General features: G+C 72.0%; 14 protein-coding genes. 6 read left to right on the top strand and 8 right to left on the bottom strand.

What is annotated here, in order from left to right; all coding sequences use genetic code 11:
• Positions 1-24: 24 nt before the first annotated feature.
• The 3 genes from AB0B02_RS23870 to AB0B02_RS23860 all read right to left on the bottom strand — a co-directional run bounded on the left by AB0B02_RS23870 (position 25) and on the right by AB0B02_RS23860 (position 2,111).
• Positions 25-663: an HAD family phosphatase gene (locus tag AB0B02_RS23870; protein ID WP_281940745.1), complete on the bottom strand. Its 639-nt coding sequence runs from the start codon at positions 661-663 to the stop codon at positions 25-27.
• A 115-nt stretch (positions 664-778) separates the two neighbouring features.
• Positions 779-1,528: a neutral zinc metallopeptidase gene (locus AB0B02_RS23865; RefSeq protein WP_281940743.1), complete on the bottom strand. Its 750-nt coding sequence runs from the start codon at positions 1,526-1,528 to the stop codon at positions 779-781.
• An 85-nt stretch (positions 1,529-1,613) separates the two neighbouring features.
• The gene (locus tag AB0B02_RS23860) at positions 1,614-2,111 is read right to left on the bottom strand and encodes a hypothetical protein (protein ID WP_281940741.1); all 498 of its coding nucleotides are present in this window, start codon (positions 2,109-2,111) and stop codon (positions 1,614-1,616) included.
• A 56-nt stretch (positions 2,112-2,167) separates the two neighbouring features.
• Here AB0B02_RS23860 and AB0B02_RS23855 point away from each other — a divergent pair, with 56 nt between their 5' ends.
• Positions 2,168-2,584 (top strand): hypothetical protein, encoded by a 417-nt coding sequence (locus AB0B02_RS23855; RefSeq protein WP_281940739.1) that lies wholly within the window; start codon positions 2,168-2,170, stop codon positions 2,582-2,584.
• Between the two features lie 4 nt (positions 2,585-2,588).
• On the opposite strand, the gene AB0B02_RS23850 is transcribed toward AB0B02_RS23855, so the two are convergent.
• Entirely contained in the window at positions 2,589-2,768 is a 180-nt protein-coding gene (locus tag AB0B02_RS23850) for a hypothetical protein (protein WP_281940737.1), read from the bottom strand.
• A gap of 261 nt (positions 2,769-3,029) precedes the next feature.
• Here AB0B02_RS23850 and AB0B02_RS23845 point away from each other — a divergent pair, with 261 nt between their 5' ends.
• From AB0B02_RS23845 to AB0B02_RS23835, 3 genes are all read left to right on the top strand, one after another.
• The gene (locus tag AB0B02_RS23845) at positions 3,030-3,689 is read left to right on the top strand and encodes an HNH endonuclease family protein (protein WP_281940735.1); all 660 of its coding nucleotides are present in this window, start codon (positions 3,030-3,032) and stop codon (positions 3,687-3,689) included.
• A gap of 140 nt (positions 3,690-3,829) precedes the next feature.
• Complete coding sequence (locus AB0B02_RS23840; protein ID WP_357303622.1) at positions 3,830-4,165, top strand: YnfA family protein; 336 nt, start codon at positions 3,830-3,832, stop codon at positions 4,163-4,165.
• Between the two features lie 5 nt (positions 4,166-4,170).
• On the top strand, positions 4,171-5,100 hold the full coding sequence (locus AB0B02_RS23835; protein WP_357303619.1) for an alpha/beta fold hydrolase: 930 nt from the start codon (positions 4,171-4,173) through the stop codon (positions 5,098-5,100).
• Between the two features lie 65 nt (positions 5,101-5,165).
• Here AB0B02_RS23835 and AB0B02_RS23830 read toward each other — a convergent pair whose 3' ends face one another.
• Positions 5,166-5,990: an alpha/beta hydrolase gene (locus AB0B02_RS23830; protein ID WP_357303615.1), complete on the bottom strand. Its 825-nt coding sequence runs from the start codon at positions 5,988-5,990 to the stop codon at positions 5,166-5,168.
• A gap of 32 nt (positions 5,991-6,022) precedes the next feature.
• Positions 6,023-6,718: a DUF4097 family beta strand repeat-containing protein gene (locus AB0B02_RS23825; RefSeq protein WP_357303612.1), complete on the bottom strand. Its 696-nt coding sequence runs from the start codon at positions 6,716-6,718 to the stop codon at positions 6,023-6,025.
• Between the two features lie 203 nt (positions 6,719-6,921).
• Between AB0B02_RS23825 and AB0B02_RS23820 the strand changes: the two genes are divergently transcribed.
• Positions 6,922-7,677 carry a helix-turn-helix domain-containing protein gene (locus AB0B02_RS23820; protein WP_281940727.1) on the top strand — a complete coding sequence of 252 codons (756 nt, stop codon included), beginning with the start codon at positions 6,922-6,924 and terminating at the stop codon, positions 7,675-7,677.
• Between the two features lie 23 nt (positions 7,678-7,700).
• On the opposite strand, the gene AB0B02_RS23815 is transcribed toward AB0B02_RS23820, so the two are convergent.
• On the bottom strand, positions 7,701-9,203 hold the full coding sequence (locus AB0B02_RS23815; protein ID WP_357303608.1) for an FAD-binding oxidoreductase: 1,503 nt from the start codon (positions 9,201-9,203) through the stop codon (positions 7,701-7,703).
• Between the two features lie 487 nt (positions 9,204-9,690).
• Between AB0B02_RS23815 and AB0B02_RS23810 the strand changes: the two genes are divergently transcribed.
• Complete coding sequence (locus AB0B02_RS23810; RefSeq protein ID WP_357303604.1) at positions 9,691-11,304, top strand: cellulose binding domain-containing protein; 1,614 nt, start codon at positions 9,691-9,693, stop codon at positions 11,302-11,304.
• A 125-nt stretch (positions 11,305-11,429) separates the two neighbouring features.
• Here AB0B02_RS23810 and metH read toward each other — a convergent pair whose 3' ends face one another.
• Positions 11,430-14,945, bottom strand: a complete 3,516-nt coding sequence (gene metH, locus AB0B02_RS23805) for a methionine synthase (RefSeq protein ID WP_357303601.1) — start codon at positions 14,943-14,945, stop codon at positions 11,430-11,432.
• Positions 14,946-15,101 lie beyond the last annotated feature (156 nt).

Below are 15,101 nucleotides of genomic sequence, written 5' to 3'. Positions count from 1 at the left end.
CAGGCGTTAAGAAGGGGCCCTTCCTTACCGGTTCAGCAGCGCGGCGAGCAGTTCCAGGTCCGCCGCGGTCAGGCTCTCCACCTGGTGTACGCCGTCGGTCGGCGGCAGCGGCACCTCGGCCGGTACGGCCAGCACCGCCGCGCCGGCGGCCAACGCGCTCGCCACGCCGGTCGGTGAGTCCTCGATCGCCACGCACCGCTCGATCGGCACGCCCAGCAGCCGCGCGGCGGTCAGGTACGGCTCCGGGTGCGGCTTGGCCTCGCCCACCTCGTCGCCGCAGACCACCGCGTCGAAGCTGTCCCGGCCCAGGGTCTCCAGCGCGACCTCGACCAGGGACCGGCCGCTGGAGGTGACAAGCGCGGTGGGAATGCCGGCGGCCCGGACGGCGCGCAGCAGCGCCAACGCGCCGGGACGCCAGCGCAGCCCGGTGCGGAACAGGTCGAGGATCCGCGCGCTGATCCAGTCGGCGCTGGCCTGCGGGTCGCGTTCCGGCTGGCCCAGGTCGGCGTGCACGATCCGCATGGAGTCGGCCATCGCGGTGCCGATGATCGCGTGGCGGGCCTCGGCGGAGAGCGTGCCGCCGTAGACGGCGGCCAGCTCCTGCAACGCGACGTCCCACAGCTTCTCGCTGTCGACGAGCGTGCCGTCCATGTCGAAGAGCACGGCGGCGGGGTGTGGGCTGCTCAGCGGGGGCCTCCTTCGGTGGGCGTACCCCACCGATCCTGCCAGCCGGACCCGGCCCGGCCGGCGGCGCCGCCGGCCGGGGTGACCTGTGGCATCAGCCGAGGTCGCACGCCTTCAGGGAGTTCTCGTAGCCGGCGAAGAACTTCTCGCTGCGTTGCTCGGCGGTGCCGTGCGCGCCCTCGGCGAACCACGGCTGGTCGGGGTCGTCGCCGACCGCGAGCAGCCCTTCCCGGAACTCGTCCAGGTCGCCGTCCTCCACCTTCAGCGTCCCGGCTCGCACGCTGTCGCCCAGGTAGGCCCCGGCCATGCAGTCGGCCTGCAACTCCTGCTGGATGGTGTAGTCGTAGCGGATGCCGAGCCGGGTCTGCACGCCGTGCGCGTACTCGTGGCCGAGCAGGTAGAACAGGAACGCGTCGCCGATCTGCCGGAACGCCGACACCGACCAGTTCACGTCGTAGGCGATGAAGTCGCCGGCCGAGCAGTAGACGGCGTTGTTGCGCGGCAGCGGCTGCCCGCCGCAGGACACCTCGCCGGCCCGGGTGTACGCCACCACCCGCCGGATCGGCCGGAAGCGTTCCCCGGAGGAGCGGAACTGCGTGGTCCAGTACTGCTCGGCGCCGGCCACCGCGTCGGAGAAGTCCTGCTTGAACTCGGCGACGCTGGTGGTGCCGTCGGCCCGGGTGGTCTCCGCGCCGGGGGACGCCGCTCGCCCGCTGCGCTCGGGGGCGGGCTGCTGCGGCTCGCCCTGGTCGAGTCCGCCGCCCATGCAGCCGGCGGCCACCACCACGGCCGCCACCAGCCCGGCGAGCGGCCCGAGCCGCCGACGTCCCGTCCTGTCCCCCACGACTACCTCCCGGCTGTCCGACCTGTGTTCCGCGCAGTACCCCGGTATCCACCGGCTCTCACGCATCGGCGGCGGCGAACGTTCATCAGGTGTCGACGGCGGTGATCAGCAGCAGCGCCGCGCCGGGGTCGAAGCGCACCTCGGCGGCGCCCGCGTCGTGGTCGGCGCTGCGGTGCCAGCGCACGCCGGCCGGCACGTACCCGGCGAGCGCCGGCCACACCTCGGTCGCCGCGCCGGTCACCGGCGTCCAGGTGTACGCGGCGGCGAGCGCGCGGGCGTCGGCCGGTGCCAGCCGCACCACCGCCTGGTAGCGCCGATCGGTCGGGCCGGGCGCGCGGGAGCAGGCGAAGCTCGGATAGTCGACCTGCCAGTGGATCTCCGGGTACGCGCCGATGCCCGGCACGTCGGCGTCGGTCCACCGCCGGTCGGTGCGGACCTTCGCCTCCTCGGCGGCGACCCGTGCCGCGCAGTCCCGCTCCTCGCCGTCACCGGTGCGGGCCAGCCAGGTCACGCCGCCGCAGGCGGTCAGCAGCGCGACGCCGAGCGCGGCGGCGAGCACGAGGAACCATGATCGTCGGGTCACGCCGGCAGGGTAGCCGCCGCCGGCCACCGTGGAGCGCCCCCGGTACAGTCCCGGCCGTGGATCCCGACGTGACGCTCGCCAGCGTCGTCTACTGGCGGCGCAGCCTCTGGAACGGCCGGCGGTGCGTGCCGGTGCTGATGACGCTCGACCAGGGCCGGCTGCGCGCCCGGGACCGGCACGGCGCGGAGGTGTTCGCGGCGCCCGTCGGCCAGGTGCGGGGGCGGTTGACCCGGCTGGGCACGCTGCTGCTGACCGTCGACGGCCGGCGGTACGACGTGGTCGGGCGGGGGTCGGACATCTCACCGTCGCCCAGCCCCGACCAGCGGCGCGGGCTGGACGAGTTCTGGGCGCACCGGACGCCGCCCTCCGGCGACGGGCCGGGCTTCCTCGACCTGGCGTTCAACGGGGCCGCGGCGTTCCACACCCGGTCCTGGCGGGACGCGCTGGCCCGCGCGGGCGCGGCGGTGCGCTGAGCGGCTAGTCCAGGCCGCGCATGATGTGCGGCTCGCCGTCGTCGTCGCCGAAGCAGCGGTGCAGGATCTGGGCGCGGGCCCACAGGTCCAGGCTGCTCGGCGGGCCGGCCGGCGTCGACCTGACCGGCGCGGCCAGGACCGGGCCCTGGTCGGGCGGCACCTTCGACGTCACCTCGTCGGCCATCTGGCGCCCCTTTCGTCGTACCCCAGGCTCGTCACCGGCCGTCTCGACCGCGTCAATCGGACGGCGCGGGCGTGGACGCGGCGCTGCCACCCCTTCTGCGAAGGTAGCCCGCCGGGCCGGCCGGCACAGTCGAATTCGTGTCGTCCTCGGGGCGCGGCGCCGATGGTCAGGCGATGTTCACCGAGATCGACCTGGACCATGACGTCCACATCTGTCTATATGGATGGGACACTCGCGCCAGTCCCGTACGGATGGAGTCCCATGTCCCGCAACCTGCGCGCCACGGCCATCAGCCTCGCCGCGATCCTGGCCGCCACCCTCGGCCTCGCCCGGCCCGCCCCCGCCGCCGGCTACTCCGCGTCGCTCACCACCGCGGTCGCCGGCCTGTCCGTCGCCACCGAGGTCCGCACCGGCTACAGCCGTGACCTGTTCCCGCACTGGATCGACGCCGACGGCGACGGCTGCCACACCCGCAACGAGGTGCTCTACGCCGAGGCCACCACGAAGCCCACGATCAGCGGCACCTGCACGCTCTCCGGCGGCCGGTGGTACTCCTACTACGACAACGCCACCTGGACGGCCACCGGAGACCTGGACATCGACCACATGGTCCCGCTCGCCGAGGCCTGGGACTCCGGCGCCCGGAACTGGTCCACCAGCCGCCGCCAGGCGTACGCGAACGACCTGGGGGACGCGCGCGCCCTGGCCGCGGTGACCGACAACGTCAACCAGGCCAAGGGCGACCAGGACCCGGCCACCTGGCTGCCGCCGTACGCCTCGGCCCGCTGCCGCTACGTCGGCGAGTGGGTGGCCGTCAAGATCCGCTGGCGGCTCACCGTGGACAGCGCGGAGAAGAGCGCGCTGACCAGTTGGGCGAACAACTGCCCGGCCGCCACCATCTCGGTCACCTACGCGTACTGACCGCCGTCGGCGCCCCGGGCCGGCAAAGGCCCGGGGCCGCTGGAATGACGGCCGGCGATGGCGGAGCACGAGGAGCTGACCACCGCCGGCCGCTGGCCGGCCGACCACCCCGGCAAGATCTCCACGGTACGGTCGGACGTATGACGGTCGCCCGCTCCATCCTGCTGTTCCTGGTCGCCGCGCTGGCCGAGATCGGCGGCGCCTGGCTGGTCTGGCAGGGCTGGCGGGAGAACCGTGGGCTGCTCTGGATCGCGGGCGGGATCATCGCGCTCGGCGTCTACGGCTTCGTGGCCACGTTCCAGCCCGACCCGAACTTCGGGCGCATCCTCGCCGCCTACGGCGGTGTCTTCGTCGCCGGGTCGCTGGCCTGGGGGATGCTCGTCGACAAGTTCCGGCCCGACCGCTACGACCTCGCCGGCGCGACCATCTGCCTGGTCGGCGTCGCGATCATCATGTACGTGCCGCGCGCGAGCTGACCGCGGTGCTGTTCCTTCCGGAGACCGAGGAGCTGTCGTTCCGTCACGGCGACGACGTGCTGGTCGGCGACCTGGTCCGGCCGCCCTGGCCGGGGCCGTACCCGGCGGTGGTCTTCGTCGAGGGCTCCGGGCCCGGCGGACGTGACCAGCGGGACTGGCAGACCCGGCTGGCCGCCGCCGGCTTCGCCAGCCTCGCCTACGACAAGCCCGGCTCCGGAACGTCCACCGGCGACTGGACCCGGCAGAGGCTGACCGACCGGGCCGGCGAGACCCTGGCCGGGGTGAACGCGCTGCGGAAGCGGCCGGACGTGCACGCGGACGCCGTCGCGTTGATCGGCGGCAGCCAGGGTGGATGGGTGGCGCCGCTCGCCGCGTCCCTCTCCCCTGCTGCCGTCGCCGCGGTGGTGAGCGTGTCAGGTCCCGGCGTCGGCGTGGTGGCGCAGGAGGAGTACCGGCTGCGTCGCCAACTCACCGCGACGGGCTTCACCGTCGACGACGCCCGTCAGGCGCTGGCGCTGTTGCACGAGCAGATCGATCGGGTCCGGGCCGGCGACGATCCGGCCGCTGTGCACGCCGCGCAGGCCCGATGGCACGAGGCGCCCTGGTACGCGTTGCTCGCCGGCACCTCGCCCGCGTCGATCGCCTTCCTCGCCGGCATCGCCGACCACGACCCGGAGCCGGCGCTCGCCGCCCTGCGCTGCCCGTTACTGGCGATCTTCGGCGCCGACGACGTGCAGGTCCCGGTCGGGGCCAGCGTGCGCGCCCTGGACCGGATCCTCGGCGACGCCGGGCACGCCGACCACACGATCGTGGTGTTCCCGGACGCCGACCACGGCATCCGGGTACGGGGCGCGCGGGCGCCCGGCTTCGACGAGCTGGTCGTGACCTGGCTCCAGCGCCGACTGTCCGCGCCGCCGCGACGACTCCGCGCCTGACCGCTGATCGTGATGGTGGCGGCGACCGCCGTCCGACCCGCCGCCGCCGCCATCACGGTCGCTCGTCACCGGTCGGTCGTCGCCGCGTCGTCGAGGGCGGCGACCTCGCGGACCGCCGTGACGATGGCGGGCGCGTCCTTCTTGAGCAATGCGCCGTGGTTGCTGGCGACCTTCGCGCTGACCCGGATGTGCGGGTTGCGGGCGGTCACCGCGTCGAGTCCGGCGCGGATCCGTTCCTGCTCGTCGCCGCGGCTGCCCAGCGACGTGCCCGACGCGACCACGTACCGCACCGGGACGGTGATCCGGTCGAGCACCGGGCCGAGTTCGCGTTCCCGGGACAGCCGGCCGAGCTCGATGTTGCTCTCGGCCTGCTGCGCGGCGGTCATCCGCGGCGTCAGGCCGGTGGGGCGCAGCAGCGGCGTGACCCAGCCCAGCCGCCTGAACAGCTTCCGGATCCGCTGTTCCATGGCCTCGTCGAGCCAGTCGTAGGGAAACGCGCCGTCGACCAGGACCGCGCCGATCGCGCGGTCGGGGTTGCGCTCGGCCCAGTGCGCGCCGACGACGGCACCGTAGGACCAGCCCACCAGCAGCGCCCGGTCCACGCCCCGGGCGGCGAGCACGGCGTCGACGTCGCGAACGGCGGCGTCGAAGGAGTAGTCCGCCGACCGCTTCGACCGGCCGCGCGCCCGTTCGTCGTAGGTGATGTGCCGCCACCCGTCGCCCAGGCCCGCGACGACCCGCCGCCAGTAGCCCTGGGTGGCGAACTGGCCGTTGAGGTAGAGCACGGGGAGGCCGGCGCCGCCGGTGTCGGTGACCGCCAGGGCGGTGTCGTCGACCGGCACCATGCCACTCCACGTCGAGCCGGTCGCGGGGGTGATGTTCTTCGTCATGTCTTCTCCTGCGGGGGTGGGGTCGGTCGGATTCAGAGGCTGCGGGCGGTGATGTCGCCGTGCGAGGTGGTGGCGCGGATGTCGAGCGCGGCGGCACCGTCGTTGCGCAGGGCGTTGCTGACGCGGCCGTGGTCGGTGCCGGCGTCCAGGGTGGCCGGGACGCCGCTGGCGGCGGCGACGGTGATGTCGCCGGAGCGGGTGCGGAGCACGAGCGTGCCGCGTAGCGCCTCGGCGATCCGGATGTCGCCCCGGGCGGTGCTGATCTCCGCGGCGCCGGTGAGCCGGCCGATCTCGACGTCGCCGTCGGTCGCGGTCAGGCGCACGCTGGCGGCCTCGTCGAGCTTGACCTGCCGGTACGCGCCGTCGACGGTGACGTCACCGAGGCGGCCGACGCCGCGTACCTCGACGGCGCCGGACCTGGCCTGGACGCGGGAGCCGGCAGGCAGCCGCACGGTGACCTCGACGGAGCCGGGGGCGCCGAGGAGCCGGTTGGTGGGCTCGGGGACGTGGATCCGCAGGACGCCGTCGGCGTAGCTGACCACCGCCTGCTCGGCGGTCCGGGCGTCACGCCCCTTGGCGGCGTCGGCGGGTCGGACCTCGACCGTGGTGTCGGCGCGGTCCGCCGCGATGACCTGGATGCGACCGGCGGGGACGTCCAGGACGGCGGCGATCGGGGCGGGGGTGGCGAACGTCTGCATCGAGCTCTCCCAGGGGTTTCCGTTGCTCATTTCCAACACCGGAAACGCTACGTTGCTTTCTATTGCACGGCAACAACCTCGTTGCATCCAAGCTGTATTTGTCCAGCTCAAGTTAGTGCAATCGTTGCAACGGACCTGGAATTAACGCAACACCGCAACCGACGTTCGTTGCAATAGCCTGGTGGTGAACGCTATGCTGCCCAGCGGACACGGCCGGACGGGAGGAGATCACGGTGCCGGGGGGCAGACTCACCCAGCAGGAACGCCAACGGATCGCGGCCGGGCTGGCCGAGAGCCTCGCCTACGCGGAGATCGCCCGACGCCTCGACCGGCCGACCTCCACGATCACCCGCGAGGTGATGCGCAACGGCGGCCCCACCGCCTACCGCGCCGAGCTGGCCCACCGCGCCACCGAACGTCGCGCCCGGCGGCGCACGACCGCCAGCTCCCGCGGGGCGGGGTCACTCCCCCAGCCGCGGGGGCGCGACGCCGAGGCCATGACCGAGTACGAGGAGACGCTGACCACCGTTCTCATGGCCTCGGGCCTGCCCACGATGGCGGCCCGGGTCCTGACCTGCCTGTTCACCAGCGACGAGGGCAGTCTCACCGCGGCCGACCTCACCCGGCACCTCCAGGTCAGCCCCGCCTCGGTCTCCAAGGCGATCACCTTCCTGGCGGGGCAGAGCCTGGTCCGGCGGGAACGCGACGACAGTCGCCGGGAGCGCTACGTCGTCGACGACGACCTCTTCTACCAGGCGACGATCGCCAGCGCACGGGCCAACGACCACCTCGTCGCCGTCGCCCGCCGGGGCGTCGCCCTGCTCGGACCCGACACCCCGGCCGCCGCCCGACTGGAGAACATCGCCCGCTTCCTCGACTTCATCAGCGAGAGCATCACCCGCGCCGCCGAACAGGCCCGCGACATCCTCCGCACCGCGCCCCGGGCCTCCGGGGAGGGCATGCCGGACGACGGGCCCGCCCGCGGCTAGTGCGGTGTCCACACCGCACCAGCTCAGCACGACGCGGGCGGGATGCTCTGCTCGTACTGGAAGACGTTGTGCGGGTCGTACATCGCCTTGATCCTGCGGAGGCGCTCGACGTTCGGCCCCCAATACGCGGTCTCCCACTCCTGCATGCCGATGTTCGGCACGTTGACGTAGGCGCCGTCGACGTAGGGGCGCAACGCCTGGCTGAACTCGGCGATCCACGCCTGGGCCGCCGGGGTGAGGGCGTCGCCGCTGTCCGGCACGCCCCGGGTCCCCCAGCCCGCGCCGGGCTCGGAGTAGAAGATCGCGTCGCGGTGCGGGAACGCCGAGCCGCCGACCGGCTGCTTCGCCTGCGCGCCGACACCGAACGCCTGGGTGAAGAAGTTGCTGGCATCGGTCGGCGCGACCGCCATGAAGGAGCGGATGGTCTCGATCGCCTCGGGCGGGAACGGCCGGCGGGTGAACTGGGAGAAGAACTTCCAGTTCGCGGGCTCGTCCTGGGTCGGAACCTGGAACCCGGCATAGATGTCGCCCCACCCGCCGATCTGCACCGTGACCTGCGGGGCGCCGACCGACAGGACCGGCTCCAGCAGCCTCCGCACCTCCGCCTCGGTGCCCTCGACGAGCACGCCGAACAGCAGGATCTGCGACCTGTGGATCTCCAGCTGGGAGCCGAGGCGGACGTCGGTGAACGGCGCGGTGCGCTGCCACCGGTCGAAGACGCCCCGCAGGTCGTCGAGGCCGGACCAGGTCGCCTGGAGGTAGGCGACGCCGCGCAGCGGGGCCACCCGGTAGGTCAGCGAGGTGACGATGCCGAAGTTGCCGTTACCCGCCCCGCGCAACGCCCAGAGCAGGTCCCGGCGGTTGCGCAGATCCACCTCGATCGCCTTCGCGCCGTTCGCCCCGGACGCGACGACGATCTCCGCCCCGATCAGGTTGTCGCAGGCCATGCCGAGCCAGCGGGTCAGGAAGCCGAAACCCCCGCCCAGGGTCGCCCCGGACAGGCCCACGCTGCCCTCCGTACCGGTCGTCACCGCGAGGCCCCGCTGGGCGAGCGCGGTGACCGCCTCCAACTGGTTGAGCCCGGCGCCGACGCGCGCGGTGAGCGTGGCCGGGTTGATGTCGGCAGACTTCAGCTCACTGACGTCGATCACGATGCCGTTGTCCACGTTCGACCAGCCCTCAAGGCTGTGCCGGCCGCTGCGTACCCGCAGCGCGACGTTGTTCTGCCGCGACCAGGCGAGCGCGTTCACCACGTCCTGGGTGTTCTGCGCGAACACGATGACCAGCGGGTTACGGACGAACAGCTCGTCCCAGCCGAGGCTCGCGGTCGGATAGTCGGGGTCGCCGAACCGCACGATGCGGCCGGTCAGCTGCGCCGGCGGGCACTCGGCCCAGACGGGCGCCCCGGAGCCGTCGGTGCCGGTGACCGCATGGGCGGGCCCGCCGAGCACGGCCGGTGCGACGACCGCCCCGGCGCCGACGGCGGCGGTGGCCTGGAGCAACGTGCGTCGCGAAATGTCGGGCATGGTCGTCGCCTTTCGGACGGGCCGACGGGCTTCGGGCCCTTGCCGGCATGCGACCTCACGTTAAGACCGGACACTTCTTCACATAGCCGGAAGAGAGCACCAAAACACGTCCGGGTGACCATCCCGGTCAGGGATCGAGGGCCGCGCGCCCCGGCCAGGCAGTCCAGTCGTGACCGGAATCGAAACGGGTGTCTGTTCACCTGCACAGTGACCCGCCGCGCGCTTGACCCGCATTGGGCCGGAACCTAAACTAACGACTTGTTAACGCTAACAGCGACGTCAGTCGATGAGGGCCGACGGGTCATTGACGCCGGGGTCAAGGGCAGTCCCCAGGGCGACGCTGGAGGGGCGGTGCCGACCCGGTCCGGACAGGACCGGTGCACGCGCGTATCACCACCAGCCAGGAGGGCGCACAATGACGCACGACCAGAACAGGCCGGTCAACGGCGAGCGGCGAATGCTGAGCCGGAGAGCCGTCCTGATAACCATGGGGGCCGTACCGGTCTCGGCAGCGGCGACCACGCTGCTGGGAGCCACCGGAGCCTCGGCCGCGCCGGCGACCATCAACCTGTCGGCGCAGCGGCAGACGATCAAGGGTTACGGCGCCATGGCCCACGCGGCCTGGATCGGCGACCTGACGGCCGCCCAGCGGGAAACGGCGTTCGGCACCGGCGAGGGTCGGCTGGGCTTCTCCATTCTGCGGATTCCGGTCGGCGAGAGCTCGGCTGACTTCGGCCGTGACCTCGCGACGGCGAAGCGCGCAGCCGAACTCGGGGTGACCGTCTTCGCCTCGCCGTGGAACCCGCCCGCCAGCATGATCGAGACCTTCACCCGCGGCAGCCAGACCAACGCGAAGCGGCTCCGCTACAGCTCGTACGCCGCCTATGCGCAGCACCTCAACGACTTCACCACGTACATGCGCAACAACGGGGTGCCCCTGTACAGCATCTCCGTGCAGAACGAGCCAGACTACGCACACGACTGGACGTGGTGGACCTCCGCCGAGATGGTCAAGTTCCTGCGGGAGAACGCCGGCTCGATCAGCACTCGGGTCATGGCACCCGAGTCGTTCCAGTACATCAAGTCCATGTCCGACCCGATTCTCAACGACCCCACGGCGCTGGCCAACGTTGACATCGTCGGGGCCCACCTCTACGGGACGTCGTACTCGAACTTCCCGTACCCCCTCTTCAAGCAGAAGGGTGCGGGCAAAGAGCTGTGGATGACCGAGGTCTACTACCCCAACAGCAACACCAACTCGGGCGACGCCTGGCCCGAGGCGCTCGATGTGGGCGAGCACATCCACCGCGCCATGGTGGACGCCGAGTTCCAGGCGTACGTCTGGTGGTATCTGCGGCGCAGCTACGGCCCCATGCGGGAGGACGGCCAGGTCAGCAAGCGTGGCGCGATGATGGCGCACTTCGCCCGGTTCGTCCGGCCCGGGTACACCCGGATCGACGCGACGGCGAACCCGGCATCGAACGTCTACGTCTCGGCGTACCGGGGCGGCAACACCGTCGTCATCGTCGCCGTCAACAAGAACACCTCCTCGGTGAGCCAGCAGTTCACCCTGTCGGGCACCACCGCTACCGGCAGCGTCTCGAACTGGCTGACCGACGCGAGCCGGACCGTCGCACCCCAGGGCGCGCTCACCATGTCGAACGGCTCCCTCACCGTCACACTGCCCGCCCGGAGCATCACGACCTTCGTGACCAGCGTGAACGGCACGCCGCCCCCCAGCCCGACCCCCACGCCCACCGTCACCCCGACCCCGGGTGGGGGTACCGGTCCCCGGGTCGCCTACACGATGAACTCCTGGGGCTCCGGCTTCACGGCCAGCATCGACATCACCAACACCGGCACCTCGGCGATCAACGGATGGACGTTGGCCTTCAACCTGCCCTCGGGCCAGTCGATCACCTCGGGCTGGGGTGCCACCTATTCGCCGTCCAGCGGCCAGGTGAGCGCCCGCAACGTCGACTACAACGCCGCGATCGCCCCCGGGGCCACCATCAACATCGGCTTCCAGGCCAACACCAGCGGCAACACCACTGAGCCGACCGCCTTCACCCTCAACGGCATCGCCTGCACGGTCGTCTGACCGTTACGGCGCAGGGCCACCCCACCCCTGAAGATTGACCAGAACCGGGTGTGGCCCCTCCGGCGACGGAGGGGCCACACCCTTCTCCGGCGAGGCGGAGTGGATCAAGGACGAGGGCGCGAACCCTATTTGGCGTTGAAGTAGTTCGCCTCCGGGTGGTGCACCACGATCGCGTCGGTGGCCTGCTCCGGCACGAGCTGGAACTCCTCCGACAACTGCACGCCGATCCGCCCCGCGCCGAGCAACTGCACCACCTTCGCCCGGTCCTCCAGGTCCGGGCAGGCCGGATAGCCGAACGCGTACCGGCAGCCGCGGTAGTCGTTGCGCAGCAGGCCGGCCAGGTCGGCCGGGTCGTCGTCGGCGACCGTGCCGCCGCCCGGCAGCACCAGCTCCGACCGGACCCGCCGGTGCCAGTATTCCGCCAGCGCCTCGGTGAGCTGCACCGACAGGCCGTGCACCTCCAGGTAGTCGCGGTACTCGTTGGCGGCGAACATCTTCGCCGTGTACTCGCTGATCGGCTGCCCCACGGTGACCAACTGCAACGCCACCACGTCCAACTGGTCGCCCTTCGGGCGGAAGAAGTCCGCCAGGCACAACCGACGCTCCTGCCGCTGCCGGGGGAAGGAGAACCGGGCCCGCTCGCTGTGCCCGTTCTCGTCCAGCACCACCAGGTCGTTGCCCTCGGAGTACGCCGGGAAGTAGCCGTACACCACGGCCGCCTCCAACACCTGGTCGGCGATCAGCCGATCCAGCCAGTAGCGCAAGCGGGGCCGACCCTCGGTCTCCACCAGCTCCTCGTACGTCGGGCCCGTGCCGCCCCGGGCGCCGCGCAACCCCCACTGCCCCAGGAACGTGGCCCGCTCGTCGAGCAGCGCCGCGTAGTCGGCCAGCGGCACACCCTTGACCACCCGGGTGCCGAGGAACGGCGGCGTGGGCACCGCCACCTGAACCGCCACGTCCGAGCGCACCGAGGCGTCGTCCAGCTCGGGCAGCGCCTCGCGCACCTGCGCGCGCTGCCGCTCCCGGCGCTCCCGGCGGGCCGCCAGCGCGGCCTCCCGCTCCGGGTCCACCACCGGCGCGCCGCCCCGCTTGGCCGTCATCACCCGGTCCATCAGCGACAGACCCTCGAACGCGTCCCGGGCGTAGTGCACCTGCCCCGGGTAGATCGACCGCAGGTCGTCCTCGACGTACGCCCGGGTCAGCGCCGCCCCGCCGAGCAGCACCGGCCAACGCTCGGCGACGCCGCGCGACGCCATCTCGGCCAGGTTCTCCTTCATGATGACCGTGCTCTTGACCAGCAGCCCGGACATGCCGATGGCGTCGGCCCGGTGCTCCTCGGCCGCGTCGAGGATCGCGTTGATCGGCTGCTTGATGCCGATGTTGACCACGTCGTAGCCGTTGTTGGACAGGATGATGTCGACCAGGTTCTTGCCGATGTCGTGCACGTCGCCCTTCACCGTGGCGAGCACGATCCGGCCCTTGCCGTCGTCGTCGGCCTTCTCCATGTGCGGCTCCAGGTAGGCCACCGCGGTCTTCATCACCTCGGCGGACTGGAGCACGAACGGCAACTGCATCTGGCCCGAGCCGAACAGCTCGCCGACCACCTTCATGCCGTCCAGCAGCAGGTCGTTGATGATGGACAGCGGCGTGCGACCCTCGGCCATCGCGGTGTCCAGGTCGGCCTCCAGGCCGTTGCGCTCGCCGTCGATGATCCGCCGCTTGAGCCGCTCCTCCAACGGCAGCGCGGCCAACTCCTCGGCCCGGGTGGCGCGCGCCGACGCGGCGTCGACGCCCTCGAACACCTCGATGAACCGCTGCACCGGGTCGTAACCCTCGCGCCGGCGGTCGTAGACCAGGTCCAGCGCCACCTCGCGCTGCTCGTCCGGGATCCGCGACATCGGCAGGATCTTGCTGGCGTGCACGATGGCCGAACTCAGACCGGCCTGGACGCACTCGTGCAGGAACACCGAGTTGAGCACCTGCCGGGCCGCCGGGTTGAGCCCGAACGAGACGTTCGAGATGCCGGCGGTGAAGTTCACCCCCGGATAGCGGGCGACGATCTCCCGGATCGCCTCGATCGTCTCGATGCCGTCACGGCGCGTCTCCTCCTGCCCGGTGGCGATCGGGAACGTCAGCGCGTCGATGAGGATGTCCTCCCGGCGCATCCCCCAGCGGCCGGTCAGGTCGTCGATCAGCCGGCTGGCCACCCGGACCTTCCACTCCCGGGTACGCGCCTGGCCCTCCTCGTCGATGAGCAGCGCCACCACGGCGGCGCCGTGCTCCCGCACCACCGGCATGACCCGCGCGTAGCGGGAGTCGGGGCCGTCGCCGTCCTCGAAGTTGACGGAGTTGACCACACACCGGCCGCCGAGCATCTCCAGCCCGGCCTCGATCACCCCCGGCTCGGTGGAGTCCAGCACGATCGGCAGCGTGGACGCGGTGGCGAACCGGCCGGCCAGCTCCCGCATGTCCTGCGTGCCGTCCCGGCCGACGTAGTCGACGCAGAGGTCGAGCAGGTGGGAACCGTCGCGGGCCTGGTTGCGGGCGATCTCCACACAGGCCTGCCAGTCGGCGGCGAGCATCGCCTCGCGGAACGCCTTCGAGCCGTTGGCGTTGGTCCGCTCCCCCACCATCAGGACGCTGGCGTCCTGCGCGAACGGCACGTGGTGGTAGATCGAGGAGACACCCGCCTCCGGCTCCGGCGCCCGGGCCGAGGGGCGCCGCCCGCCGAGCCGCTCCACCAGCACCCGGATGTGCTCCGGCGTGGTGCCGCAGCAACCGCCGATCAGGCCCACGCCGTAGTCGTCGACGAACTGCTCCAGCGCGTCGGCCATCTCCTCCGGGCCGAGCGGGAAGTACGCCCCGTCGGCGGTCAGCACCGGCAGTCCGGCGTTCGGCATCACGGACACCGGGATGCGCGAGTGTCGGGACAGGTAGCGAAGGTGCTCGCCCATCTCGGCCGGGCCGGTGGAGCAGTTGAGGCCGATCAGGTCGACGCCGAGCGGCTCGATCGCGGTCAGCGCCGCGCCGATCTCGCTGCCCAGCAGCATGGTGCCGGTGGTCTCCACGGCCACCTGGCAGATGATCGGCACGTCCCGGCCGGCCGCGTCGCGGGCCCGCTTCGAGCCGACCACCGCGGCCTTGACCTGGAGCAGGTCCTGACAGGTCTCGATGATCAACGCGTCGGCCCCGCCGGCGATCAGACCGGCGGCGTTCTCCTGGTACGCGTCGCGCAGCGAGGCGTAGCTGGCGTGCCCCAGCGTGGGCAGCTTGGTGCCGGGGCCCATCGAGCCGAGCACGAACCGGGGCCGCTCCGGCGTCGTGTACGCGTCGGCGGCCTCACGGGCGATCCGCGCGGCGGCCTCGGACAGCTCCCGGATGCGCTCGGCGATGCCGTACTCGGCGAGGTTCGGCAGGTTCGCGCCGAACGTGTTGGTCTCCACGCAGTCCGCGCCGGCCGCCAGGTACGCCTCGTGCACGCCGCGGACCACGTCCGGCCGGGTGACGTTGAGGATCTCGTTGCAGCCCTCGAGGCCGTCGAAGTCGTCGATGGTGAGGTCGGCGGCCTGGAGCATCGTCCCCATGGCCCCGTCGGCGATGAGGATCCGGTCCGCCAGCAGGTCGCGCAACGAAGTAGCCACCCGGTCAGGTTAGTGCGCCGAGCGACGCCACGGTCACTCCCATCACGCCATCCCACATAATGTCGGCCGGATCACCGCGTACCTTTCATCCGGTTCGGCCGGGTGGTCCGGCCGAGTGACCGGCGCGGCCGACGGGCCGGCTCCAGCGGCGACACG

Origin of the sequence: Micromonospora sp. NPDC049240, from assembly GCF_040647835.1 — a bacterium.
Lineage (GTDB): Bacteria > Actinomycetota > Actinomycetes > Mycobacteriales > Micromonosporaceae > Micromonospora.
This window is presented reverse-complemented; position numbering and strand designations above follow the sequence as displayed.